27 protein-coding genes are annotated in these 25205 nt (G+C 49.9%); 17 read left to right on the top strand and 10 right to left on the bottom strand.

Annotation, left to right across the window (positions count from 1 at the left end):
- Window positions 1–127: 127 nt before the first annotated feature.
- Window positions 128–1039, top strand: a complete 912-nt coding sequence (locus ABEB26_RS18730; RefSeq protein ID WP_345723566.1) for an AAA family ATPase — start codon at window positions 128–130, stop codon at window positions 1037–1039.
- Window positions 1040–1208: 169 nt separating this feature from the next.
- On the opposite strand, the gene ABEB26_RS18725 is transcribed toward ABEB26_RS18730, so the two are convergent.
- From ABEB26_RS18725 to ABEB26_RS18700, 6 genes are all read right to left on the bottom strand, one after another.
- The gene (locus ABEB26_RS18725) at window positions 1209–1772 is read right to left on the bottom strand and encodes a copper chaperone PCu(A)C (RefSeq protein WP_345723565.1); all 564 of its coding nucleotides are present in this window, start codon (window positions 1770–1772) and stop codon (window positions 1209–1211) included.
- 18 nt (window positions 1773–1790) lie between these two features.
- Window positions 1791–2396 carry an SCO family protein gene (locus ABEB26_RS18720; RefSeq protein WP_345723564.1) on the bottom strand — a complete coding sequence of 202 codons (606 nt, stop codon included), beginning with the start codon at window positions 2394–2396 and terminating at the stop codon, window positions 1791–1793.
- 45 nt (window positions 2397–2441) lie between these two features.
- A complete protein-coding gene (locus ABEB26_RS18715) occupies window positions 2442–2837 on the bottom strand; it encodes a hypothetical protein (RefSeq protein ID WP_345723563.1) in 396 nt (131 codons plus the stop codon).
- A 59-nt stretch (window positions 2838–2896) separates the two neighbouring features.
- A complete protein-coding gene (locus ABEB26_RS18710; protein WP_345723562.1) occupies window positions 2897–3097 on the bottom strand; it encodes a DUF4177 domain-containing protein in 201 nt (66 codons plus the stop codon).
- A 47-nt stretch (window positions 3098–3144) separates the two neighbouring features.
- The gene (locus tag ABEB26_RS18705; protein WP_345723561.1) at window positions 3145–4284 is read right to left on the bottom strand and encodes a glycosyltransferase family 9 protein; all 1140 of its coding nucleotides are present in this window, start codon (window positions 4282–4284) and stop codon (window positions 3145–3147) included.
- Between the two features lie 138 nt (window positions 4285–4422).
- Window positions 4423–5808 (bottom strand): CpXC domain-containing protein, encoded by a 1386-nt coding sequence (locus ABEB26_RS18700; RefSeq protein ID WP_345723560.1) that lies wholly within the window; start codon window positions 5806–5808, stop codon window positions 4423–4425.
- Window positions 5809–6079: 271 nt separating this feature from the next.
- Here ABEB26_RS18700 and ABEB26_RS18695 point away from each other — a divergent pair, with 271 nt between their 5' ends.
- The 5 genes from ABEB26_RS18695 to ABEB26_RS18675 all read left to right on the top strand — a co-directional run bounded on the left by ABEB26_RS18695 (window position 6080) and on the right by ABEB26_RS18675 (window position 9105).
- A complete protein-coding gene (locus ABEB26_RS18695) occupies window positions 6080–6637 on the top strand; it encodes a sigma-70 family RNA polymerase sigma factor (protein ID WP_012190965.1) in 558 nt (185 codons plus the stop codon).
- Entirely contained in the window at window positions 6634–7170 is a 537-nt protein-coding gene (locus ABEB26_RS18690) for a hypothetical protein (RefSeq protein WP_345723559.1), read from the top strand. Before ABEB26_RS18695 ends, ABEB26_RS18690 begins: the two co-directional genes overlap by 4 nt.
- Window positions 7167–8096, top strand: coding sequence for a bactofilin family protein (locus ABEB26_RS18685; protein ID WP_345723558.1), 930 nt, complete (start codon window positions 7167–7169; stop codon window positions 8094–8096). Before ABEB26_RS18690 ends, ABEB26_RS18685 begins: the two co-directional genes overlap by 4 nt.
- A gap of 72 nt (window positions 8097–8168) precedes the next feature.
- Window positions 8169–8669, top strand: a complete 501-nt coding sequence (locus ABEB26_RS18680) for a gluconokinase (RefSeq protein WP_345723557.1) — start codon at window positions 8169–8171, stop codon at window positions 8667–8669.
- Between the two features lie 7 nt (window positions 8670–8676).
- The gene (locus ABEB26_RS18675) at window positions 8677–9105 is read left to right on the top strand and encodes an SWIM zinc finger family protein (RefSeq protein ID WP_345723556.1); all 429 of its coding nucleotides are present in this window, start codon (window positions 8677–8679) and stop codon (window positions 9103–9105) included.
- A gap of 128 nt (window positions 9106–9233) precedes the next feature.
- On the opposite strand, the gene ABEB26_RS18670 is transcribed toward ABEB26_RS18675, so the two are convergent.
- Both ABEB26_RS18670 and ABEB26_RS18665 read right to left on the bottom strand, forming a co-directional pair.
- Entirely contained in the window at window positions 9234–9602 is a 369-nt protein-coding gene (locus tag ABEB26_RS18670; protein ID WP_345723555.1) for a P-II family nitrogen regulator, read from the bottom strand.
- A gap of 20 nt (window positions 9603–9622) precedes the next feature.
- Complete coding sequence (locus ABEB26_RS18665; protein WP_345723554.1) at window positions 9623–10960, bottom strand: cation:proton antiporter; 1338 nt, start codon at window positions 10958–10960, stop codon at window positions 9623–9625.
- A 264-nt stretch (window positions 10961–11224) separates the two neighbouring features.
- On the opposite strand from ABEB26_RS18665, the gene ABEB26_RS18660 reads away from it, so the two are divergent.
- From ABEB26_RS18660 to ABEB26_RS18625, 8 genes are all read left to right on the top strand, one after another.
- A complete protein-coding gene (locus ABEB26_RS18660; RefSeq protein WP_345723553.1) occupies window positions 11225–11593 on the top strand; it encodes a hypothetical protein in 369 nt (122 codons plus the stop codon).
- Window positions 11593–12957, top strand: a complete 1365-nt coding sequence (gene mnmE / locus ABEB26_RS18655) for a tRNA uridine-5-carboxymethylaminomethyl(34) synthesis GTPase MnmE (RefSeq protein ID WP_345723552.1) — start codon at window positions 11593–11595, stop codon at window positions 12955–12957. The genes ABEB26_RS18660 and mnmE overlap by 1 nt, the downstream gene beginning before the upstream one ends.
- A gap of 22 nt (window positions 12958–12979) precedes the next feature.
- A complete protein-coding gene (locus ABEB26_RS18650; RefSeq protein ID WP_345723551.1) occupies window positions 12980–14008 on the top strand; it encodes an STAS domain-containing protein in 1029 nt (342 codons plus the stop codon).
- Between the two features lie 22 nt (window positions 14009–14030).
- A complete protein-coding gene (locus ABEB26_RS18645) occupies window positions 14031–14309 on the top strand; it encodes an acylphosphatase (protein ID WP_345723550.1) in 279 nt (92 codons plus the stop codon).
- A gap of 6 nt (window positions 14310–14315) precedes the next feature.
- Window positions 14316–14876, top strand: a complete 561-nt coding sequence (locus tag ABEB26_RS18640) for a DJ-1/PfpI family protein (RefSeq protein WP_345723549.1) — start codon at window positions 14316–14318, stop codon at window positions 14874–14876.
- A gap of 32 nt (window positions 14877–14908) precedes the next feature.
- Entirely contained in the window at window positions 14909–16603 is a 1695-nt protein-coding gene (locus ABEB26_RS18635) for an ABC transporter permease (protein WP_345723548.1), read from the top strand.
- A gap of 61 nt (window positions 16604–16664) precedes the next feature.
- Window positions 16665–19040, top strand: coding sequence for a response regulator (locus ABEB26_RS18630; RefSeq protein ID WP_345723547.1), 2376 nt, complete (start codon window positions 16665–16667; stop codon window positions 19038–19040).
- The gene (locus ABEB26_RS18625) at window positions 18970–19716 is read left to right on the top strand and encodes a SanA/YdcF family protein (RefSeq protein WP_345723546.1); all 747 of its coding nucleotides are present in this window, start codon (window positions 18970–18972) and stop codon (window positions 19714–19716) included. The genes ABEB26_RS18630 and ABEB26_RS18625 overlap by 71 nt, the downstream gene beginning before the upstream one ends.
- Window positions 19717–19761: 45 nt before the next feature.
- Here ABEB26_RS18625 and ygfZ read toward each other — a convergent pair whose 3' ends face one another.
- A complete protein-coding gene (gene ygfZ / locus ABEB26_RS18620; RefSeq protein WP_345723545.1) occupies window positions 19762–20745 on the bottom strand; it encodes a CAF17-like 4Fe-4S cluster assembly/insertion protein YgfZ in 984 nt (327 codons plus the stop codon).
- A gap of 15 nt (window positions 20746–20760) precedes the next feature.
- A complete protein-coding gene (locus tag ABEB26_RS18615) occupies window positions 20761–21366 on the bottom strand; it encodes a DsbA family oxidoreductase (RefSeq protein ID WP_345723544.1) in 606 nt (201 codons plus the stop codon).
- A gap of 136 nt (window positions 21367–21502) precedes the next feature.
- Here ABEB26_RS18615 and ABEB26_RS18610 point away from each other — a divergent pair, with 136 nt between their 5' ends.
- From ABEB26_RS18610 to ABEB26_RS18600, 3 genes are all read left to right on the top strand, one after another.
- The gene (locus ABEB26_RS18610; protein WP_345723543.1) at window positions 21503–22747 is read left to right on the top strand and encodes a metallophosphoesterase family protein; all 1245 of its coding nucleotides are present in this window, start codon (window positions 21503–21505) and stop codon (window positions 22745–22747) included.
- Window positions 22748–23013: 266 nt separating this feature from the next.
- Window positions 23014–23463 carry a hypothetical protein gene (locus ABEB26_RS18605; RefSeq protein ID WP_345723542.1) on the top strand — a complete coding sequence of 150 codons (450 nt, stop codon included), beginning with the start codon at window positions 23014–23016 and terminating at the stop codon, window positions 23461–23463.
- A gap of 138 nt (window positions 23464–23601) precedes the next feature.
- A complete protein-coding gene (locus tag ABEB26_RS18600; protein ID WP_345723541.1) occupies window positions 23602–24984 on the top strand; it encodes a DNA cytosine methyltransferase in 1383 nt (460 codons plus the stop codon).
- Window positions 24985–25205 lie beyond the last annotated feature (221 nt).

Here is a 25205-nt window from a genome sequence, read left to right as displayed (position 1 = left end):
CAGGCCCAAACCTGTGGCTTTTTACTGCTTGACACTTCGAAACATTTGTTCTATATTTTTTATGTAGATTGACGGATACGGGCCAGCAATGGCTATGGGTAACCGAGTTCATGAAAGGAATCGCACAATGTTTCAGTCGCTAGACCAACTTGAAACAGGCAGTTTATTTATTTTGACAGGGCAAGCAGGCGCAGGCAAATCGCACTTAGCCGCCAGCACCCGCCGCAGTGGCACGGTCTGGATTTTGGATACCGAAGGTGCTGCCAAGAATCTTTTGGGCAAGCCTGGAGTCCACAAATCGATTCAAGCAGTCCAAACCCTCTCGCTGCAACAACTTTTGGCGGCCATGCAAGAGATTCAGCGGCTCGGCAAAAGTGGCGATACGGTGGTGCTCGATTCAGTTTCTAAGCTGCTACAAGCGATGCGAGCCCATGCACAACAACGGGCTGGCGCTGAAACCGACCGCAAAACCCAAATTGAGTTTGATGAATATGCTTCTTTCAATCGCAACTTGCAAGCGATTTATACTGGCCTAACCGAGCTAAAACAACATGGCTTCCACGTGATTATCATCGGCCACTTGGCCAAACAATATAGCGAACAAAGTGAAGATCGCAATCATGCCGATGTGGGCTTGCGCGTGCTGGCCGACGAACATATTACCTACGAGGCCGATGCGATTATTCTGGTCGAGCGCGATGGCGATCAACGTCAGATGCGACCAATTATTAAGCCACCACGGCCTTTGCATCTCAAATTAGGCGCAAATTATCCCGCCAAACTTGCTACGCTCTACCCCGAACTGGCGCTTGACGAGGCTTTTGGCAATAGTTCCGAGCGCACTGGCCGCCCTGTCGATGCCAGCGAAGCCGAACGGCGGTTCTTTGCCCGCTATGCCTCAGTTGTTGGTGGCAACAATTGGAACGCCGTCCAACGATATCTTGGCCGTAAAGATAAAAAACCCACCACGATCGAAGGCTGGATCAGCGCTGCCGAACTGGTACGCCAAGCCCCAAATGACCAAGCCATGGCCGCCTAAGATGGCTAAAATCAACATCCCTCGTCCAGCAAGCAACTAGACGAGGGATTTGAACTAGGTTTTATATTCAGTAGTAGCTGTTTGGTAAACCAAAGCTTGATCAAATTCAATCGGCTTATTCTACTGGCAGTTTCTGGCCCCTAACCCCTAACCACTAACCCTGTGTTCTTTATTGCGCACTAGGCATTTGCACAGGCACTTTGAGCGTAATCGTGCCAGCTTTTTCAAAAGTTAAGGTCAAATCAATTGTATCGCCAACCTTGAGATCTTGCTTGACTTCCAACAACATCACATGGAAGCCGCCTGGTTTCAACAGTGCTTCGCCATTGGCTGGCACTTCGATTTTTTCGACTTGTTCCATGCGCATCACATCGCCATCGGCCACGACCGTATGCAGCTCAACTTTGCCAGCAACATCGGTTGAGGCTGAAATTAAGTTATCAGCAGCGCCAGTATTGCGAATCGTCATATAGGCAGCGCTATTGCTGCCCATCATAGCACTGCCACCGCTCATACCACCACCCATCGTTGGGCTAACCGGCGTAGTCGCCATGGTTGGGGTTTGCATAATCGTAGCAGCAGCAAAGGCTGGGCGGGCAAATGAGCCGTCGATTGTCAACGAACCAAGCGTATTTGCAGTACCATTGCTCGTGCTAGGAGCTGTCGTTGAGGTGGTTTCCGAGCCACAAGCAGCCAAAATCAAGACCAATAAACCAAGCATTAAACGTTTCATTAAAAGATGCTCCTAGAATTATTCAACATCGATGTATTGCAACATCGTCTCAAGATCAGTTGCTAAAAGAGTTGGATCAACATCGTGGTTTGCCATAGCAAACCAGCGCCCTTGTTGATCGATAATGTACAAGCCAGCGGTATGGTCGATGGTGTATTGCAAGGCCGAATCAGGCAATTCGCGCCGCTCGGCATGCACACCATAGGCCTTTTTGACCGCCTCAACCACTTCAGTTTCGCCGTTCAAGCCCAAAATCGTCGAATCAAATAGCGAAACATAGCGATCAATCGTCGCGGGATTATCACGCTCAGGATCGACCGTTACAAAGGCAATTTGAATCTTATCAGCATCATCTGCAAGTTTTTTGCGAGCCTGCGATGAAAGCCCCAAAGCCAAGGGGCAAACATCAGGGCAGGCCGTAAAGCCAAAAAAGAGAATCACGATTTTGCCACGTTGCTCAGCTAGGTGAAAATCGGCTCCATGCTGATCAATCAAGGTAAAATCTGGCGCAGCCGTTGGGTTGTCAATTGGCCGAATAACCTGATAGCTAGCTGTGCCACAACTGCTTAAACTCAAGACAAGCCCTAGCAGCACACAGCCAAACAGCCAATGAGCGTATTTCATAGCACCCATCCTTATGCAATTTCATCGTAATTGGGATACAAAGAGTTAACCGAATGCGCTCATTCGTGGCGGGGGAGTGATAATTTGGGGATGATAGGTTGACCAAAGCGCATACTGCTGCGCAAAACCGCGCCATACGTGCGGGGCCAGCACCCAACCAGCCAGCAGCAATAGAACCATTGGGTAAAAGGCCGCCAAGCCAGCAGGTAATGGGGGGATTGGTTGCGGCGCAGAATCGCTATGCTCGGCATGCAATTCACACACTAACATCGTGGCACTATGCTGCGCTGCTCCAGCCGAATGGCTTGGCATACTCCTCCACCAACAATGGGCAATACAGGCCATTGGGCAAAACAAAGCCAGTTGAATCAGAATGATCCAACTGACTGCTTGAATATGCCGAGGCCAATGCCGCGTTGGCTGATGCTTGAATGCGCTCATGATGGCGCTACTATACCATAGCCTGCATGGCTTCAAATCAGGCATTAAACCGATTATTGCTAGGCTGGGCGTGGACGCTTGAAGGTTACTAATAAACGCGAACTCTGGCCATGACCACTATTTATGTCAACAATCCCGACGATTTCCCAGCCATCACTGCCAGCTTTGTTGAACATGCGGCTGATAATGCTTGGGTCAACATTGGGACTCCAAAAACCACTAATATCGACAAGCTCAACGTGATATTCCCATTGTTGCATGATGCTTTCCTCAAAACACATTAATTGTGCTGATGATACGCAGCTTGCTAAATTGAGGTTCCAGCCTGAGCGAGCAAACGTTTGGCTTGATTGATTACTTGCTGGACTGAAATTGCGGTCATGCACTCGCTGGGTTTGGTTTGACGTGGGCAATGGGTCAACACGCCACAGGGAGAACAGGCTAATTCTGCATCGATCACAACATGGCGGGTTGGGTCGCCCCAAGGCCCAAAGCGTCGCCGATCACCTGGCCCAAACAAATGAATAGTTGGAGTTGATTGACTCACGGCCAAATGCAAGGGGCCGTTATCGACACCCAACACCAAAGCGCAACGCCCAAATAAGGCTGCCAATTGGCCTAAATTGGCTTGACCAACCGCATTCAGATGCGGAATTTGCAACTGTTGGCTAATTGCTGCCACATCAGCAGCATCGGCTGGGCCACCAGTTAGCACAATTTGAGCTTGATTCGCCAATTGTTCAGCGACCTGCGCCCAACGTTCAGCCGGCCATAATTTGGCTGCGCCGCCGCTACCAGCCTGAATCGCCACCAATGGTTTTTGAATCTGATGCTGCTCCAGCCAAGCCTCAGCCCACGAATGCTCTGCCGCACTTGGCACAAACCGCAGCGTTTGGGTTTGTGGTTGATCTGAAGCGAGCGCTGCCACCAAATCCAAAGCTTGCTTAGTAACATGCTCGTTTGGATTCCAAGTGAGGGCTTTGGTTAACGTTGGCGCAACCAATGGATGGTCAAAGCCAATCCGACGGCCACAGCCAGCACCAAGTGCCAACAAACCGCCCCACCAATGATCATCACGGGCAATCAATGCCGTATCAAAATTCATCCGGCGTAAACGGGCAGCTTCACGCCAAAGCAAGCGATAAGGAGCCAAAGCCGAGGACTGTGCACCGCGCACAAAACCAGGAAACTCACAAGTTTCAATCGCATCAAGATCAGGGTTATCGGCCAAGAGGCGAGTGGCCCATGAACCAACCAAAACGCTGATCTGGGCTTGTGGTTGGCTATGGCGCAAGGCCCGTAGCGCTGGGGTCAACAATAACACATCGCCCAAATGATCGGGCTTGATCACCAAAATTCGTTGGGGTTGGGCTGGCGCTGAGCGGGTAAAACCAGCCAAAGCCAGCGCCAACCCTCGAACCATTGTCGAACGGAGTAAAGCTTTCATAGAAGGATGAAGGATGAAGGATGAGGGATGAAAACCAGCATCACAACATCAAAAATTCCCAAGATATACCATGTTTATTCGGGAAATTGAAGGATGAGGGATCAACCTATTCATAATTCATCCCTCATCCTTCATCCCTTAAAACAGGAGACTCGCTGATTCGCGGGCGACTTGGCGCAGGCGCTCGACGACTTCTTTACGTCCGGCTTTTTCCATTTGCTCGGCCAATTCGTTGACTTCCTTGACGAAATCGCCATTGACCAAGGCCATGTTTTTGCGCAACAACTTGGTAGCATCGCCAGCAGTTTCAGCGCTTAACAATTGATTGATCAAGCGTTCTTGGGGAGTCATGGCCTCTTGCAACACTTCAGCAGCAGTTTGGCGCAACAGCATCAATTGCTCGGCAATAATTTGCTGATTGGTGCGCATCGCTGCATTCAAGTTGGCATCGATTACCACGAAGAAAGCTTCGCTCAACTCTTTATGGCGCTCAACCAATAAAGCTCGGGGATCTTCGGCTTGCAAAGCATCGCGCAACAAACCATTGGCTTTTTCAAAAATGGCTTGGGCTTCAGCATCCATGCGTTCAAGCGTTGAGTAGATGTGATCGCGTCGCGCTTGAGCCGCCGCTTGCTCTGCTTCGGGCAATTCAGCAATTTGCGCATCCCAAGCATCAAAGGTTTCATCATCGATCAGTGGTCGATAATTGCTAATCACATCTTCGAGGCTAGCATCGTCGGCATCGCGCAAAGCGGCAACCACATCTTCGACGGCTGGCTCTTGCAAACCAGCAGCAACTGGATCAAAACCACTCAACTGCATCACTCGTTGGCTCAACTCGCCGATCATTTCAGCGCTATCTTCACGGCCTTGTTGTAAGGCAGCTTCGATATAGGAGTTGAGCGTGAGGAAAAATTCGCCATCAAGTGCCGCCGTGTTGGCAGCCACCACTTGGGCCAATTTGCCTTGATCTGAATCGAGCAAATTCTCAGCCCGATCAGCTTCGAGTGCTTCGGCCAATTGGCTTAGCAACTCGACCCGTTGGCGTTGGGCTTGCATCACCTCTTTGGTAATCCCTTCGCTTTCCAACAAAGTTTCGAGCATGGTTTGCATGGTGATAAAACGGCGTGGAGTCAGTAAATAGCCGCGTGGGGCATCTGGTGGCAACAATTGCATGGCCACTTTCGAAGCCTCGCCAACGAAGCGTTCTTGCTCCTCGGTTGGCAAATTCAATTCTTGGGGAAAGAGCGTCCAGAAAAACTTCTTTTCAGGATCATGGTAGATCAATGGTGATGCCAGCATGCCGCCAGCGCCACAACTAGGGCAGACTGCGACATTTAATTGACCTGAAAGCATTGCACCTTTTAATTCAGGCTGCACCCCAACATCGACGTATGTCCAAAGTGCCACCACAAACGGCGTTTGGCAATTTTGACAGCGAATTTGAACCCGCTGTGGCGGCACAACAGGCCGTTGCGGGCCACCTTGGGTGGTTTCTTCCAGCCCTTGTGGTGGATTGGTCATTGAGTCATTCCTTTCAACGAACACGATTAAAAGCCACTGTGCATTATACGCGAGGTTCTAGCAGAATACTATTAGTGGGCTATTGGATTCACATGATTGATTGCCGAAAAAATCATCAAACTTCTAGTAGTAGAAGCCAATTTTGCCATTTAAGCCATCCTTAGGTACCATAGCTTGTATCACACCGATGGGAAATAACAATCCCCTCTTGACTATGAAACATTACCCTTGCTCAGCGCGTACCGAGTATAGTGGTGCGAGGTAGAACCGCGTGACAGAGATCAATAGTGAAGAATTGACGCTGGTGCGGGCGACAATTCGTGGCGACCAAATTGCATTTCAACGGATTGTCGAGCTGTATCAAGGGCCAATTTTCAACTTGGCCTACCGGATGTTGCACGATGGCCACGAGGCCGAAGATGCCGCTCAAGAAATTTTCATCCGGGCCTATACCAAGCTTGAAACGTTCGATCAAAGCCGCAAGTTTTCTACATGGCTCTTTTCAGTCGCATCGAACTACTGCATTGACCGCTTACGCCGACGGCGACCGATAGTGCCACTTGATGATTTGGCATTTGCCCTACCAAGTACCGATGATGGTCCCGAACGTTCAGCATTGCGTAGTGAGTTGCGCGATGCCGTCCAACGTGCCTTAGCTACTCTGCCCGATCATTATCGGCTGGTGGCGGTGCTACGCTACTGGAATGATCTCTCCTATCAAGAGATCGAAAATATTACGGGGCTATCAGAAAGTGCGGTTAAAACTCGGCTGCATCGTGCTCGCAACATGGTGGCTGCCGCGTTGGATAAACAAGGAGCAGAGCTATGACATGCCGTTCAATTCGCGAGCTACGCGCTCAGCAACCAGATGACCCTGACGATCAACAAACCATTTCTCGCCATGTACAGGAGTGCCCAATGTGCCTCGATGAACTTGGGCAATTGCCCGCCGCCTTAGCCGCCCCCAAATCGGCGATTCCACCACCAAATTTTGCCGCTAGCCTAATGGCAAAATTACCTGCGACTCCTGCGCTTGCCGCAACTCAAGCCCGTAGCCGTGCCTTACGTCAACGTGTGCTGTGGGGTGTGGTTCTGGGCTTCGTCACATTAATCGTCCTGTGGGGCGGTTATGGGGTCTTGTTTGATAGCTCTGTGCCTGCCACAACCTTTGGCGGAGTCGATTCGACCGCTGGACGCGGGGTTTTGGCCTTGACTCTGGCTGGTAAGCCTATGGCGGCCACGCTTGGCTTGATTGGCATTCCCTTGCTGCTTGGTGTTCTTGTGCTTGCAGGTGCAGCACTGATGATCTGGCGACGTTTGTTGACCCCTTCACCGGCGCTGCTTGTGGAGGTAGAACGATGAACCGCAATCCACGAGCCTTATTATTTGGCTGGGTTATTCTAGCCTTAATTATTATCGCCTCACCTTCTTTTGTCTTTGCTCAAGCTCTGCGAACCGATGGCGATGCCTTGGTGGTTCGGGCCGGCTCAACCGAAAGTAGTGACGTTGCGACCATCAGCCAGCCTATCGTGATCGATGGGGTAGTTGAAGGCGATGTCACTTCAGTCACTGGCTCGATTATTGTCCGTGGCTCAGTCGAAGGCGATGTGGTCAGTTTGTTTGGTAATGTGACCTTCGAAGCCGATTCAGTTGCTCAAGGCAATGTGATGGCAGCCACCGGCGAAGTTCAGTTGCAACAAGGCGCTGATGTGGCCCAAGCTGGGGCAATTTTCAATGGTAATGTCAGCGATAGCGGAGCAACTGCCCTCTTGCCAGTTGAAGGCAATCAAACCCTAACCACCACAACCCGCGTGATTCTAGCCGTAGTCTTGGCAATTTTGGCCACGATTATTGCAACCTTACTCAGCTTGATTTGGCCACGTTCGGTTGCTAGCGGTGCTCAAATTATTCGCTTAGCCAGCCAACGCGCCTTGGGTTTGGGTTTGATGTGGTCGGTGCTCTCAGTAGCGGTCGTTGGGATTGTCGCGCTGCTCTTGATCTTCTCGCTGATTGGCTTAGCGGTTTTGCCAGTGCTCTTGCTGATTGCCCAAGTGCCATACTTGATTGGCTTGGCCGCAATTGCCATGGTGATTGGTCAACGCTTCAACTTGCAAGGGCCAGCCGCCGTCTTAGTTGGTAGCTTGGTCGTAGTCTTGCCCTCAGTTGGGTTGGCCGCAATCAGTTTACCAGCCGCCTTCATCTGGTTTTATCTTAGTGCTGGGGTTGGCATTGGCGGGATGTTCCTGCTCCGTGCCACTGTGGTTCAACGCCATAGCCTCCAGTTCTAAAGCTCTCACAGATTCGCATTCGAGGGAGTTGGCAAACACCAACTTCCTCTTTTTGATTTAAACGGAGTTGTGATGGTTATTGTCGTTATGGGCGTGAGCGGGGTGGGCAAAACTACCGTTGGTCAATTGTTAGCAACAACCCAAGGCTGGCAATTTATCGATGCTGACGATTTACATCCCGATTCAAATCGCCAAAAAATGGCGAACGGCCAGCCATTAACCGATGCCGATCGCTGGCCTTGGCTAGCCTTAGTGCGCGAACAAATCAGCTTAGCCTTGGCGCAAAACCACAGTTTGGTGCTGGCATGCTCAGCTTTACGCGCTGAATATCGTGATTATTTAGCGGTTGATCAACAGGTACATTTTGTGCATTTGGTCGGTGATCCCGCATTAATTCAGGCGCGTTTGCAACAACGCAGCAATCATTTTATGCCAACTAGCCTGTTAGCTAGCCAATTGGCAACCTTGGAAAGGCCCAGCAATGCCCTAACCTTAACGGTCGATGCTGAACCTAAAACGCTGGTTGAGAGTATTCAAAGATGGATGCTCGATTTAACAACTTCTACCAGCTGAGGTGGTTATGGATTTTCCAGTGATTTCTGATGCGCAAATTCAGGCGATGGCTGGCGAACGCAGCTTTGAACGCGGCTTAGAATATTTCGAAAGTGGCATGGTTGAATCAGTGCTGCAACGCGGCAATCTGATTCATGCTGTGGTGTGTGGTAGCGAAGATTACTTGTATGATGTTACGGTACAAGCCAAAAATGCCGAGCAGATTTCAACTCAATGCACTTGCCCCTATGATTATAGCCCAATCTGCAAACATAGCGTTGCGGTGCTGCTGTTTCTGCTGTATTGTCCCGAGCAAGTTGTTCAGCGCCCGCCAATTCGGGCGACCCTCGATGAATTAGATGATACGCAAATTCGCAGTTTGTTGCTTGATGTAGCCGAGCAACACCCCGAAATTACGACCTTGGTCGAACAGCATATCGAGCGGTTGGGATTTTAACAAGGGGTTAGGATTCAGGGGTCAGGGATTAGGCTTGGGTTTCAATCGCCACGTTGTAGACGAGCTTATGAATAAAATAAGCCAACTTCCTGACCCCTAGCCCCTGAATCCTGGCCCCTAACTAGCCCTTACTCGAAATTGCGTGTGCCACCAAAAACCCGATTAATTGGCATGGTAAAGATCAAGCCAGTATTGGGATTGTTGAGCGAGCCAGTAATTTGCTCGGTCACTGCGACCAATTGCTCAACTTGGCTACTCTGCACCACAGTCAATAGGGTAAAGTGATGCATCTCATCATCTTCAAGTAATTCGCGCAGCGAGGGAAATAAGGGCGCATCATCACGATACAGCGCATTACCAATGCGCCCAAGGCCTGTGCTGCGCAACACCGTCACGCCGCGCACGCCATGTTCTTCCCATACACGCAGCACTTCATTTAATAGATCAACATCATTCAAAATAAACATTAACGATTCGACTTGTGGTTGATTCATCATTTACTCCTTTGTAATGCCAATTAATGGCCTGCTTCTTCGCCAGCATGGGCAGGTTTGAGCGTTGGTTTATCCGATTTGGGGGTTTCTTGATCTTTGGGCGTTTGTTCGTTGCCAAACGACCAGCGTAATAATAAAGGAGTGACCAAGGTGGTTACAAGCACCATCAGCACGGTCATGGCAAAGACATCTTCGCCGATAATGCCTTGGCGAATCCCAACACTAGCTACAATCAAGCCAACTTCGCCCCGCGAAATCATGCCCAAACCAACTTGCAACGATTCTTTATTATTCATGCCGCCAATTTTTGCGCCAATTCCACAACCAATAACTTTTGTCGCAACTGCAATCACACACAGCACTGCGGCGAAGGCCACCAAATCACCCGGTAATGAGAAAATATTGGCATGCAAGCCGATGCTCGCAAAGAAGATTGGCACGAAAAAGGCATAGGTCAAGGTTTGCACGCCATCTTCAATCCGGTTGTGATAGGGCGTGCGGCCCAGAAATACACCCATCAAAAACGCCCCAGTAATCGCAGCCACGCCACCCAAGGCTTCGGCGCTCCACGAGGCAAACAACACCAATACCAGCGCAGTGCTCACTAGGGGTTGGCTAATTGGTAATTTGGCGGCTTTGCGAATAATCCATGGCAAAGCGCGTAGCCCAAAAATGCTCATCACCACAAAGTACAGCAGCATCACGCCGACAATGCTCAGCACGGTCATAATGCCGCCGCCGCTGCTCGCCGTTAAGGCCACAAAGGTCGAAAGTAACACGATCACCAACACATCATCGACAATCGCCGCGCCCAATAACGATAGCCCAACCCGCGAACGCAATTTGCCCAATTCGAGCAAGGTTTGAGCCGAAATCGAAACGCTAGTAGCGGTCAGCAAAATGCCGATGAACAGGCTTTTGGTGAATGAATAGTTATTGGGCCAGAACCAAGCGAGGGCAAAACCACCAAGCAATGGGATGATAACCCCCAATACCCCAGCGATCGTCGAGACCTTGCCCGCCGCCAGCAGATCGGGCAGTTTAACCTCTAGCCCAGCCACAAACATCAAGAAAATCACCCCAATCTCGGCGATTTCAAAAACCGTATCCTGCAAGTGGGTGCTGGTGAAAAAGCTGAGGTTGAGAAAATCCAAAACACTGGGGCCAAGCAAAATCCCCACTAAAAGCTCACCTAAAACGGCAGGTTGTTTGAGTTTGGTGCTCACAAGCCCACCAATTTTGGCAGCGGCGATCAAAACGGCCAAAGCCAGTACCAACTGCAACAGCGGCGACATTCCATCGCCTCCAGCAGCGGCGGCAGGCGAAGGGGCGACGTTGGATTGAACCAAGACCAGCGACATACGCTCCTCCTAATTTGGTCGTGCTTGCGGCTATACCCTGCTATATCCGTCAAATCAACCAAAACTAAACTAAAAAAGCCGCATTCCTGCGACTGACTCCACCATGGTTGTCTCGACCACGAGACAGTATTCATTTGGGCATGGGCCTCTATGCAAGAACTGTACCCGAAAAAATCAGCTTGGTCAAACGCACGAGCCAACCCACAGTATGATATGATCTAGCCGATTTGATTAACTAGCTCAATTCTAGAAGGATGTTGCCCTATGAGCGATGCACCTGAAATGCTGCCCGATGAGCAGCCAGATGCTGCGCCGGTTTTCGATAAAGCGGCAGCTCGCGCCCGCTATCGTGCGATGATGCGTAGTTGGCCGATGCGGTTGATGTTTGCCATGACTGGCGTGGTGATTGTGGCAACTTGGGTTTTTGCCTTTGCCGCCGCCTATGGCCCTGATGTCAAAGAACTGCCAAACCATGATTTGTCGGTAGCAGTCGCCGATTGCAAAACCTGCCATAACGCGGGCTTACCAACCGCCCCCAGTTTTAACCATAGTTTTGCGCCAACCTGCGGCTTTTGCCATGTCCAAAGCATGCCCGCAACTATGTCGCTCACCAACACTTCGAGGTTGCGCTAATGCTCTATGCTGATACCATCGCCGCCCTAGCGACCCCACCTGGCGTTGGTGGGGTTGGGATTATTCGGATCAGCGGCCCTCAAAGCCTAGCCATCGCCCAAGCCTTGATCAAACCGCGCCGCAAAGGCATTTGGCGCTCTTACCAAATGCGCTATGGCCATGTGCTCGATGAGCATGGTCAGGTTGTGGATGAGGTTCTAGCGGTCTTTTTCAAGGGGCCGCGCTCATTCACTGGCGAAGATATTTTGGAGATTCACTGCCACGGCGGCCCGCTGCCCTTGCGCCGCACCCTAACCTTGGCTCTAGCCCATGGCGCTCGCTTAGCCAACCCAGGCGAATTTAGCCTACGCGCTTTTGCCAATGGCCGCATCGATTTAGTGCAAGCTGAAGCGACCCTCGATGTGATCGAAGCTCAAACCAACTTGGGGCTAAGTTTGGCGCTCGATCAGCTTGGCGGCGGGCTTTCGCGTGATTTGCGCACGCTGCGCGAGCAGTTGATGTATCCCTTGGCTTATGTCACAGCGCTGACCGATTTCCCCGAAGACGATGTGCCCAGCGAGGAATTACAACAGCCCTTGCAGCAAGCCCAAAGTCTGCTCAGCCAACTGCTAGCTGGAGCCGATCAAGGTGTGGTTGTGCGTGAAGGGGCACGCGCAGCCTTGGTTGGTCGGCCCAACGCAGGCAAATCGAGCTTGATGAATGCCCTGTTGCGCACCGAACGCGCGATTGTCACCGCGATTCCTGGCACAACCCGCGATACCTTGGAAGAAACCGCCAACCTTGGCGGAATTCCGGTGGTACTGATTGATACCGCTGGCATCACCGAAACCGATGATTTGGTTGAACGAATTGGAGTCGAACGCTCACGCGCTGCTCTGAGCAAAGCCGATTTGGTATTACTATTGATCGATGGTTCGCAGCCGTTAAGCCCAGAAGATTTGGTGATTGCTCAACTGACCCATGAACGACCAACGATCGTGATTGCCACCAAAGCCGATTTAGGTCAACATGCCGATTTAACCGTGCTAACCCAAACCCACCCCAAGCTCCGTGGCAGCATCGCCATCTCATCGCAGGCTAGCACAGGCTTAGATTATTTAGGTACAATGGTAGCTGAACAGTTGCTTGGTGGTTTGCCGCTCAGCGATGCTCGCTTAGTTACCAACCCACGCCATCGCGAGGCCTTGCGCCGCGCCAACGCCGCCTTAGAACAAGCAATCCAAGGCTTACGCGAAGGCCGTCCAGTTGATCTGATTGCGATCGATTTGCACGAGGCGATCGCCAGCCTAGGCGAGATTACTGGCGAAACTGTTGAACATGATTTATTGAATATGATATTTAGTCGCTTTTGTATTGGCAAATAACCACGCCCACAAGGAGCTACCCGTGCCCGATTCAAAGCAGCTACCCGTCGAACGTGCCAAATTGTATGCGCGAATTATGCTCGGCATTACCACATTGTTTTTGCCAATTTCAATTTTTGATTGGGCTAATATTCAATCGCAGATTAATTTCTATGTGGCAATCGTCCATGGATTGCTAATTGTTGGCTATATGTTCTTACTCAAGCCAGGCAATTTCTATCCATTAACGTTAGTTTTGCATATTGCTAGCTCAATCACTGTAGCTGTAGTCAATCATAATATTGGCGGATTTGTATCGTACAATTTTGCAATCATTTGCATTGAGTTAATGGGTATAGGCTTTATTCTGGGGCGGGCACGCTGGATTATTACAGCGACAGCAATCAGTATTATCATTCACCTAATTGCAATTATCAATGAAATCACGCTTTTCTGGAGCTTTAGTGATCCCAATTCGCTAATTATGATGAGTGTCAATGATAATTATAAATATCTTGCCATCGTTTCACAAACAATTTTATTACTTGGTACAGGCGCAATTATTACTATTTTGACCCATGTAATTAATCAACGTGAATATGAATTAGAACAATCGCGCCAAGCAATGCAGCAACGCTCCGATGAACTAGCCGCCTTGGCGATTCGGCTCGAAACCTCGAATCAACAACTAGTTTCAACCGAAACCACCTTGCGCCAAACCGTCGATGCCTTGACCGTGGCGGCCTTGCCTGTCGGCGACGATGTAGTGGTGCTGCCATTAATCGGTGGCTTCGATATCCAACGTGCCAAAGCGGTGGAAGATTCCTTGCTAAGCTATATTCATGAACAACGGGCGAATACCTTAATTCTTGATTTGACCAGTGTTCTGGTTGCATCCGATAGCTTACTGACCATGCTTGAACGAATTATCCAAGGGGCAAAATTGTTGGGCACACGGGTGATTTTGGCTGGATTGCAACCCGAAGTGGCTCCAATGATGGTACAGTTAAAGCTCAACCGCCAAACCGTGCTCTCAGCACCAACCTTGGCGGCAGCCTTAGAACTTCGCTAAATCTAGGCATAAGGGGGAATATGTGGAAACAACGCGGGCACATGTGATTGTCACCGGAACGGTTCAGGGAGTCAATTTTCGCGCGACCTGCCGCGATCAAGCGCGTTTGGCTAAAGTTGGCGGCTGGGTTAAAAATTTGCCCGATGGTAGCGTTGAAGCGATTTTTGAGGGCAGCCAAGCTGGCGTGCAACGTATGATCAGCTGGTGTTATAGCGGCCCAATCCATGCTAAAGTGCAACATGTTGAAGTCGCTTGGCAAGAGCCAACCCACCGTGAACCAACCTTTGATATTGCGTGGTAATCAATCATGAGCATTAAATCAATTGGCATCTTGATCTTCAACGATGCCGAGGAATTAGATTTTATCGGGCCACTCGAAGTGTTTGGCATGGCCAGTAATTGGGTTGATCTGACGATTAAAACCGTTGCTGAACAGGCTCAAACGGTCAAAGCCCGCTATGGCCTGAAAATTCAGCCCGATTATAGCTTTGCCGATGCCCCAGCATTTGATGTGATTTTAGTACCAGGTGGGATTGGCGCACGCACTCATGCCCGCCACAATAGCCTGATTCTCGATTATTTACGCCAACAGCGTGGCTGGGTCGTTTCGGTATGCACAGGCGCGTTGGTGCTCTCAGCGGCAGGCTTGCTCGATGGCAAACAGGCTACCACCCACTACACCGCGCTCGATCTATTAGCCGAAAATAGCCAAATTACGGTCGAACGCCAACAACGCTACACTATCACACCACCAATCGCCACCTCGGCAGGGGTTTCGGCAGGCATTGATTTGGCGCTAGCCTTGTTGGAAACTTGGTTTAGCCCCGAACTACGCGCCCAAGTCGCCGAACGAATCGAATGGTGCTAACATCGCTCCAGCTTGGCTAGTTGAGAATTTTTATGTCAAATATTCATCAGCGGCGCATTCAATGGCTGTATTGGCTTTTGGCCTTGCCTGCGCTAGCTTTTTTTGTGCTCTTTTTTGGCGTGCCACTCTGGGCAATTATGCAACGCGCTTTTGCCGAAAAAGGCCTAGGCGCAGCCATTCAAACGGTGTTCAGCAATCGCAGTTTGCTACACGTTGTAGCTTGGAGTGCTTGGCAAGCCACGCTTTCAACACTGTTGACCCTGCTGCTAGGCGTGCCAACCGCCTATATTTTGGCCCATTATCAGTTTCCAGGGCGAGCACTGATTCGCTCGCTGATTGCTGTGCCGTTTGTGCTGCCAACCGTTGTCGTGGCCCTGGCCTTTCGGGCATTACTGGGTGAGCGTGGTTTGATCAATCGCTGGTTGGTGGCTTGGTTAGAGTTGGCAAAACCACCATTAGAGCTTGAGCAAAGCCTTGGCATGATTTTAATTGCCCATGTTTTTTTCAATTTGACCGTGGTAGTGCGTTTGCTGACTGCCTATTGGAGCAACCACGACCCACGTTTAGAGGCTTCGGCTCAGGTTTTGGGTGCGCCGCGCTGGCGAGTTTGGCTCGAAGTAACCTTACCATTGGCGCTACCAGCTTTATTGGCAGCAGTATTATTGGTGTTTACCTTTACCTTTTCGGCCTTTGGCACGGTGTTGTTATTGGGCAGCAGCCAGCAACACACAATCGAAGTCGAAATTTATGATCAAGCAATTCGTCAATTTAATTTGCCGATTGCGGCAACGCTCTCACTCTTGCAAATTCTCACCAGTTTGGGCTTGACCTTAGCCTATACGCGGCTGGTTCAGCGTAGCAGTGTGCCCCAAGAAGCCCAAGCATTGTCCTTGCGGCGTGCTCGAACTTGGCCAAGTCGCGTGGCAATTGGCGGGGTTATGCTACTTGCTAGCAGTTTAATCGTGCTGCCGCTAGCAAGTTTGTTACTGGGGGCGTTGCGTATCGAAGGCCAGTGGAGCCTTGAGTATTTTCACATGCTGGGAGTCAATCAGCGTGGCAGTTATGCCTATGTGCCGCCAACCCAAGCTATGCTCAACTCATTGCGCTATGCAGCCATCACCACGATCTTGGCTTTAGTTTTTGGTCTGCCATGTGCCTATCTATTGGCTCAACCCCAAGGCCGCTTGACCCGCCTGCTCGATGGCGTGTTGATGCTACCCTTGGGAACATCGGCGGTAACAGTCGGCTTGGGCTATATTATCGCCTTTCGTTCGTATGAGCTTTGGGGCTGGGAAACGCCCGATCTGCGGCGTTGGTCGGGTTTGTTGCCGCTAGCCCATACGCTTTTAGCTTTACCATTTGTTATTCGCACTATGTTGCCAGCCTTACGCCGTTTGAACCCACAGTTACGCGAAGCAGCTCGCATGTTGGGTGCAAAACCATGGCGGGCTTGGCGTGAAGTTGATTTGAGCTTGCTGCTACCAAGTATCATGGCTGCGGGCTTATTTGCCTTCACCGTTTCGTTAGGCGATTTTGGTGCAGCCTTGGTAGTGAGCGTAACCAGCCCCACCACCGCCACCATGCCAGTCGTGATCTTTCGCTTTTTAGGCCAACCGGGGGCCAGCAACTATGGCCAAGCCTTAGCCATGAGCAGCCTTTTGATGGGCGTGACCTTCATAAGTTTTCTGCTTTTAGAGCGATTTCGCGACCAAACCAGTGAATGGTGATCGCTAGACAGCATAGAGTATAATAGCAATGGAATCAGTTGGCTTGGCTAAGGAAGTTTGCATGAAACGCGGGTCGGTACGCCGTACAATGATCACGATTGCAGCGATCATTTTGAGCTTAATGACCGGATTAAATATTATTGGGGTTGTTGAGCGTAGCATGCTCAATAATGATATTGAATATGTGATCGATTTGGAAGATGCCGAACGTTTAGCTCGCGAAATTAGCCTCTACACTCAATATCAAGCCCATGCACTCGATGCCTATGCCTTAGGTGAAGTCGAGGAGCGTGAACACTATACCCGTTATCGCCAAGCCTTCGATGACAAACGCCTAGAGCTTGAACAATTCTTCAAGAACATACAGCCAAACACTGAAACCAAAACTGCCTTTGAAAATGTCCAAAAACTTAGCGCCGACTATGAAGATGCTGGAATTGCCTACCTCGCCCAAATCGATTTACGCTTGCAAGAATCAGCACCAACTCGCTCGGCGGCTGAACTCTATGCATGGGAAGTACTCGACGAACGCGCCGATCAACTTGATCAGGCCACTCAAGTATTATCCGATATCATCGATGAGCAATCTGAGGCGCTTGAGGCTGGGATTACTAAGCAAAATGGACGCATGATTGTAGCCCTAATAGGGCGTAGTTTGGCCATACTGGTATTGCTAAGTCTATTCGTCTACTATCTGCTGGGGCGGGTTGGTAACCAATTCAAGTTGGTACGCGATGGAGCACAGCGCTTTGCCGATGGCGATTTTACCACCGATATTCCCATTCGCCGCTATGATGAAGTAGGTCGCCTCGCCGCGATGTTCAATACCATGGCCCAAACGATTCGTGGCCAAATCGAGCGACTTGAGCAAGCCAAAGATCATGCTCAACGCTTGCAATTTGTGGCTGAAGAAGCCAATCGCGCCAAAAGCAACTTTTTGGCCAATATGAGCCACGAATTACGCACCCCACTCAATGCGATCATCGGCTATAGCGAAATTCTCCAAGAAGAATGTGAAGACCTCGGCCAAACCGCGATGATCGAAGATCTTGATCGGATTCGGCTCTCAGGCCGACATCTGCTGACCTTAATCAACGATATTTTGGATTTAGCTAAGATTGAATCGGGCAAGGTTGAGATTTTGCCTGAGGAAATTTCGCTGCCCCAACTGCTGCACGATGTGCGCTCAACCGTCGATCCGATGATTATCAAAAATGAAAATCGCTTGGTAATCGAATCGGCAGCAGGCTTGCTAACGATGATCAGTGATGAAACCCGTTTACGCCAGATTTTGGTCAATTTGCTGAGTAACGCGGCGAAATTCACCGAACATGGCCGTATTACCTTGCGCGTCCAACCTAGTGAAGAAGAGGGCTGGATCGATTTCAGCGTGCATGATAATGGTATTGGCATGAGCAACGCCCAATTATCGCGCTTATTTCAGCCATTTACCCAAGCAGATGCCTCGACGACCCGTAAATATGGCGGCACTGGGCTAGGTTTGGCCTTAAGTCGGCGCTTGGCTCAACTGCTCGGCGGCGATATTCGGGTGCAAAGTGAATTGGGCGTTGGCTCAATCTTCAGCGTGCATTTACCACAATCAGTCATCGATATGGCTCCAGTTTCGTTGTTTGATGAAGCGCCGATTATTATTAGCGAAGCCAACAACAACCAACCCAAAGTGCTGATTATCGATGATGATCGTAATGTGCATCATCTGCTTTCGCGCACGCTCAAGCGCGAGGGCTGGAGTGTGCTAAGTGCGTTTGATGGCGAAAGTGGCTTAGCGATGGTGCGCAATCATCATCCAACAGCGATTTTGCTCGATGTGTTGTTGCCAGGCCATGTTAATGGTTGGGAGATCTTGGCCGAAATCAAGGCCGACCCCAAAATTGCCACCATTCCAGTCATTATGCATACGATTGTGGCCGAGCCAAATCAAGGCGTTTCGTTTGGGGTTTACGATTATTTGATTAAGCCAGTAGATCGCGGCCAATTGCTGCGCACACTGCGTAGTTGTATCGACCCACAAAATGCCAAAACCCAACTAGTTTTGGTGGTTGATGACGATCATGATAGTCGGGCGATGCTGCGACGTATGCTTGAAGGCGCAGGCTGGAAAGTCTATGAGGCCGCCAACGGGCGCGAAGCCTTGGGCGCATTGCATAGCCGCCCATTTGGCGCGATGATTCTTGATCTAATGATGCCAGAAATGGATGGTTTCGAAACGATCGCGGCCTTGCAAGAGCTTGAGCAATTCCGCGATTTGCCGATTATTGTGGTTTCGGCCAAAGAACTAACTGAAGCAGAACGGCAACAGCTTGAAGAGACCGTTGAACGCGTGGTCAGTAAGGGGAATGTGCGGCGTGAAGAGATTTTGGCGTTGGTACGCGAGCAAGTTCGGCGGCGAGTCGAGCAACCGCCTACAACCACGTAAATTCCTCAAATGGGGCTTACGTTTGGCATTGATGGCAATTTTAGGCCTGTTGCTGGTCAATGGCTGGGTACGTTGGGCAACTGCCGATTATCGTTTTGATGCTGTGGCGAGTATTCCAAGCCAGCAGGTTGCAATTGTGTTTGGAGCTGGCATTCGCTACAATCAACCAAGCGCAGCGCTGCGTGAGCGGCTTGATGGCGCAATTCAGCTCTATCAAGCAGGCCGTGTGCAGCATTTACTGATGAGCGGTGACAATAGTCAAACCAACTACGATGAAGTAACGGTCATGCGCGATTATGCTATCGCCCACGGCATCCCAACCAGCGCCATCACCCGTGATTACGCAGGCTTCAGCACCTACGAAACCTGTTACCGCGCCAAAGCAATTTTCGGCGTAACTCAAGCAATCCTCGTTACCCAAGATTACCATCTACCTCGGGCAATTTATACTTGTCGCGAGCTGGACGTGGCCGCGATTGGCCTGAGTATCCCCGATTGGAATTTTAAGCCCGAGCAAAGCACAACCTATTATCCGCCAGCAACCCAAATCCGCTACACCACCCGCGAATGGCTAGCCCGTTGCAAAGCTCTGTTTGAAGTTCACATCAGCCAGCCCCAACCAACCTTTTTGGGGCCAGCCGTGGGTCTAGGCGAAATCGCCAGCACCCAAAAGTGAAGCAACAACCACCAAAATCATTCCAATTTCAGCGGTTGTTGCAGACTACTCAACCGTGGTTGGCTCAGTTTGAGTAATAAATGGCAATTCAACCACGATTGCCTGCTGCTCGCCGACAGTCAATTCGCTACCGAGCTCGTGACCAGTGCGCACATAACCCAAACCAATGAACTGATTCAAGGCTGGTGACCAGACCACGCTGGTCAAGGTACCAGCATCTTGGTTATTTTTGGTTAATGATGCAGGTACTTCGACTGCGCCGCTTAGGCGTAAACCTTGCAGCTTTTTGGCCAAACGCCCACGACTATCCATCCGCGCAATAATTTCTTGGCCGATGTAACAACCTTTGTTAAAACTGACTGCATCCCACAAATTAGCCTCAAGCGGAATAAATTCCTCATTGAGTTCATTCAGCGCGGGATAGCCAGCCTCAACTCGCAGCGTATGATAGGTCGGTCGATCAAGCAACGCTCCATTCGCGTCATCGAAGGCTTCGCACAAGGCATCAGCCGCCGCAAGATCGGCAAAAATGGCCCAACCAGTGCCACGCATTGGGCGAATTCGGGCTAAACGCACTGGACAGCCATCAATTTCAGCGCTGATGTGTTGCCATAAACCAACTTGCTCCAAGTTTTGGTTGGTGAGTTGTTCGAGCATTGCCGTAGCTTGGCTGCCATACACTCGCATCTGGTGCACGCTCTCGGTTAAATCGCGTACCTTAAATTGATCGCCATAAAACTTATTGCGGCCAAAATAGGTCGTTAATTGTGCCCCACGATTGGCACTGGTAATCACCCAAATCGTATCATCATCGATGGCTAACACCGTAATCAGGTCGATAATTCGCCCAATATTGGTGGTGAGCACGGTGATTTGGCCCGTGCCAGGCGCTAAATTGAGCACTGCATTGGTCGAAAGCCGATTGATCAAAACCAAACGGTCGCGCCCAGTAATTTCGACACAGCCAGCCGACGAGCGATCAAGATAGACTGCATGCTCGCTGGCGGCACGATAGGCTTGTTCATTCATAATTGACAACCTCCTCTAGTTGCTGGCTGGTTGTTCGTTAGCTTGCTGCAACACATCAGCAAAAACTTCATAGGGTTGTGCGCCGACCACCAAGTAGCGCTTAGCAAACACACTCGCAGGCACGCCACTCAAACGCAGTTGCTGAGCCAAAGCAATATCTTCCTCAACCGCAGCATCATAGATTGGCTCGGCTAAAATTGTGTTGATATTGCTGGCATCAAGCCCCACTGCCTCGGCACAAGCTGCTAAAACCTCAGGCTGGCTAATATCTTGGGCTTGCAACCAATAGGCTGAAAGCACGGCTTGGGCATAGGCATCGCCTTGGCCTTGTTGCTCAGCCCATTTGGCCGCCCGATGCGCCCAACGGCTATCGATGCCAAACGGCCCTTGATTAATCTCCACGCCATATTGGGTTTTGGCCATTGCCACCATCGCAGGCGTTTTCTCAGCGATAAACTGGCGATATTGGGCATCGGGTGGCGGCGAACCAAATGGCCGCAACTCAAAGGCATGCCAAGTCAATTGAATATCGTGAGTTTCAGCCAAGCGTTTTAAGTTGGTTGAAACGAGAAAACAAAAGGGACAGACAAAATCCGACCAGACATCGACACTAACCGACATGATAAAAATCCTTTCCGCGCAAGAACAACCGCTAAGTCCAAACAAACTTGATTAACTGGCGGCCTTTTTAGTCTACCATGAGCCGCCGATTGTGGTAGACTAACCAAACACATGAGCTATTAAAGGTATCTTGGGCATGAAAATTCTTCACCTCGCAGATATTCACATTGGCATGGAAAATTACGGGCGGATTGATAGTACAACTGGCCTCAACACCCGCTTGATCGATTATCTTGATCGGTTTGCCGAAGCTTTGCAGATTGGCATCGAGCATGAGGTCGATTTGGTGCTGATTGCTGGCGATATTTACAAAAATCGCACGCCCAATCCAACCCATCAGCGTGAATTTGCTCGTCGCCTACGCAGTGTGCTCGATCGTGGCATTCCAGTATTTATGTTGGTTGGCAATCACGATGTTTCAGCCGCCGCAGGCAAAGCTCATTCGGTCGAAATTTTCGATACCCTCGCCATCGAAGGAGTGACGATTGCCGATCGGCTTGGGATTCATACGATCGAAACTCGCGCAGGTAGCATTCAAATTGTGGCCGTGCCGTGGATCAGCCGCCATGCAATTTTGACCAAAGATGATATTCGCGAGTTGCCCTTTGCTGAACTAGAAGCTGAATTGTTGCGGCGGGTGGGAGCTTGGCTCGAACAAGTGCCACAGCGGTTGCGCGGCGATTTACCAGCAATCTTGACCTTTCATGGCACAGTATCCAATGCTACCTATGGCGCTGAACGCTCGGTCATGTTGGGCAACGATCTGATTCTGCCACCATCGCTTTTGGCGCAGCCAGGCATTCAATATGTGGCCTTGGGCCATATTCACCGCTATCAAGTGCTCAGCGAAAATCCCCCAATGATCTATCCAGGTTCAATTGAACGCATTGATTTTAGCGAGGAATCCGAGCAAAAGCAGGTGGTGATTGTTGAAATTGAAAATAATTGGGAAGATGCCAGTTATCAGCCGATTGCGGTGCATCCCCGTCCATTCGTTACGATTAAAGTTGATGTAACTGGCAGCAGCGACCCAATGGAGCGGGTGGCCCAAGCGATCAGCAAACGCGATTTGAATGGCGCGGTGGTACGATTGTTAATTAGCGCTACCGCTGAGCAACGCCCGCAACTTGACGAAACTGAACTGCGGCGCTTGCTCGAAGCTGCCGAAACCCATGTGATCGCCAGCATCGCGATCGAGGCTCAACGCAGCGAACGCACCCGCTATGCTGCGGTTGCCAGCGAATTAAACGAAGGATTAACCCCACGTCGCGCCCTCGAAATTTATCTTGAAAGCAGCAACATCAGCGCCACCCGCCGCGAACAGATGCTCAAAGCCGCCGATGCCTTGATCAAAGCCGAACAAGCGCTTGAGCAAGCATAAAAGGCAGAAGGCAAAAATCAAAAAAGCTTGCAGGCTTTAACGCAGAGGCGCAGAAGGGATTTAGGGGTCAGGGGCCAGCGATGAGGAGTCAGGATTGCTGTTTGGGTTCGATAATACAAATCTGACCCCTTGTCCCTGAATCCTGATCCCTCACCTCTTTGTGCGCTTCGTGGATCAACAGCGGCAGGAACAAAATCTGCTATGCTAGCGTTGAATCTAGTAAGCACGTTGGCACAAGGCCAGCCTGATTAAAGGAGTTTCATCGAATGCGTAAGGGATTTTTGCTGCTCGTTTTGACTTCCGTTTTAGCAGCATGCGGCACCGCAGAAAGCACACCAACCACCGTTCCTACGGCCACCATTGCCGCAACTCCCACCACCGATAGCGCGGCTTATCCCACCCCCGATCTTGCGCAAAGCGAGATTAACCCAATGCTGATCGAAAGTGTCGCCGTTTCGGTCAAAGAATCAATGCCGCCCCAAGTATCGGTTGAAATTAACGGCATGCTCAACGATGGTTGTACTTCTTTCCACGAAGCCAAACAATCGATCGATGGCAACACCATCAAAATTGAAGTCACGACAATTCGGCCTAAAGATGCCATGTGCAACCAACAAATCTCACCATTTAGCACGATTATTCAAATTGAGGGCGAGTTGAAGCCTGGTGAATATACGATTCTGGTTAATGATGTCGCCGAAGCGCTTAAATTGTAAACTTGTAGATAGCTTATTAAAGGTAGCGGGGAGCTTCGGCTCTCCGCATTTGGTTTAATCAAGAGCTGATGCCGATTTTGACAGATCGCCAAGCTGTTCTAAAATATCGAACACAGATAACAACCACGAAAGTTAGCTATGAAAAAATTTCAGTTTATAGATTTATTTGCAGGCGTTGGCGGATTTCGGCTTGGGCTTGAGGCTGCCGGAGGCATTTGCGTTGGCTCAGCCGAGATCGATCAACAGGCGATCAAGGTTTATCGTCAGAATTGGCCGACCGATCGATCAGACCATAATCTAGGTGATATTACCACCCTTCAGCAATTACCTGCCCACGATTTGCTGGTTGGTGGTGTGCCATGTCAACCATGGTCAATCGCAGGCAAAAATCAAGCCTTCGATGATCCACGGGGGCAATTATGGGCTGATGTGATCCGTTTAGTTCGGATCAATCAGCCAAAAGCCTTTATATTTGAAAATGTGAAAGGTCTGATTGATCCGCGTAATCGGCTATGCTTAGAAAGTATTCTTGATAGTTTTAAGGCTTTAGGTTACCAAGTTTATTATAAATTATTAAACTCGTTTGATTATGGAGTCGCGCAGAATCGTGATCGGGTATTTATTATTGGGATTCAACAAAGATTAGGCTTGCCCGATTTTTCATTTCCCGAATATCGCGAATCAGAACAACGGCTTTATGATATTTTGGATAATCTTCAGACTCCTTCAATCATTCCTGAATCACTGCCAATTCAACGGAATTTATTTGGTGAGCGGATTGAAGTAGGTTTCAATAAATTAACCCCGCGTGGCGCATTCAACGATTTTTTCATCCTTAATGATATTCGGAATGGGCCAACCAGCATTCATAGCTGGGAAATCTATGCTACAACTGAACGTGAAAAGCAAATTTGCACTACGATAATGCGCAATCGGCGTAATCCACGCTATGGCGATTGCGATGGAAATCCGATGAGCTATCAAGCTATTGCCGAGTTGGTAGTTGATTTAGCTGAATCAGAATTACAAGCTTTGGTACAAAAACGAATTTTACGTCAATATGAAGATGCTAAATACGAGTTTTTCAATCGGCGTTTGTCTGGTGGGATCGACGGAACCTATCGCATTTTCTTACCGCATGCTCGCTTCTTCGGTACGTTAACTGCGCGTGGTATGCACGATGAGATCGCCGAAATCAGTGTCAGTGGATCAACAGCCGAAGAATATAAACAAAATTTCATTCAACAAATATTAATCCCCAAACGCCATCGGCCTATTACCGTCAATGAAGCTGCCCGTATCCAAGGATTTCCTACAACATTTAAGTTTCATTCCAATCAATCGGCTAATTTTCGACTGATTGGCAATAGTGTTGCCCCACCCGTTATTATGGCATTGGGCAAAGCACTCCAAATGATTAATCTGTTTGAAGCTGAATTGCACAATACCCCTATAACGGCTCGGAAAAGTGGTAGATGCGACGTAGTTGTTGGACGAAATTACGGCTCCATGGCCAGCTAAATAGCACTGGATACAACATACACAACTCTTTCACACGAGTTCAATGGTTGCGCAAGCCCAAATCAGGTTTTTTGCAACATCCACCGGCGCTTTGGGCTTGCTTAGGTTAACTGTAGCAATTGCGTATGAAAAAGTTATGGAGAATGAGTGAACATTTTTAACCGATTTGGGCAATTTGGGCTTGCCGAGCAGCAACCATGGTTGTAAGGTAGAGCAATATC

The organism is Herpetosiphon gulosus, from assembly GCF_039545135.1.
GTDB lineage: Bacteria > Chloroflexota > Chloroflexia > Chloroflexales > Herpetosiphonaceae > Herpetosiphon > Herpetosiphon gulosus.
This window is presented reverse-complemented; position numbering and strand designations above follow the sequence as displayed.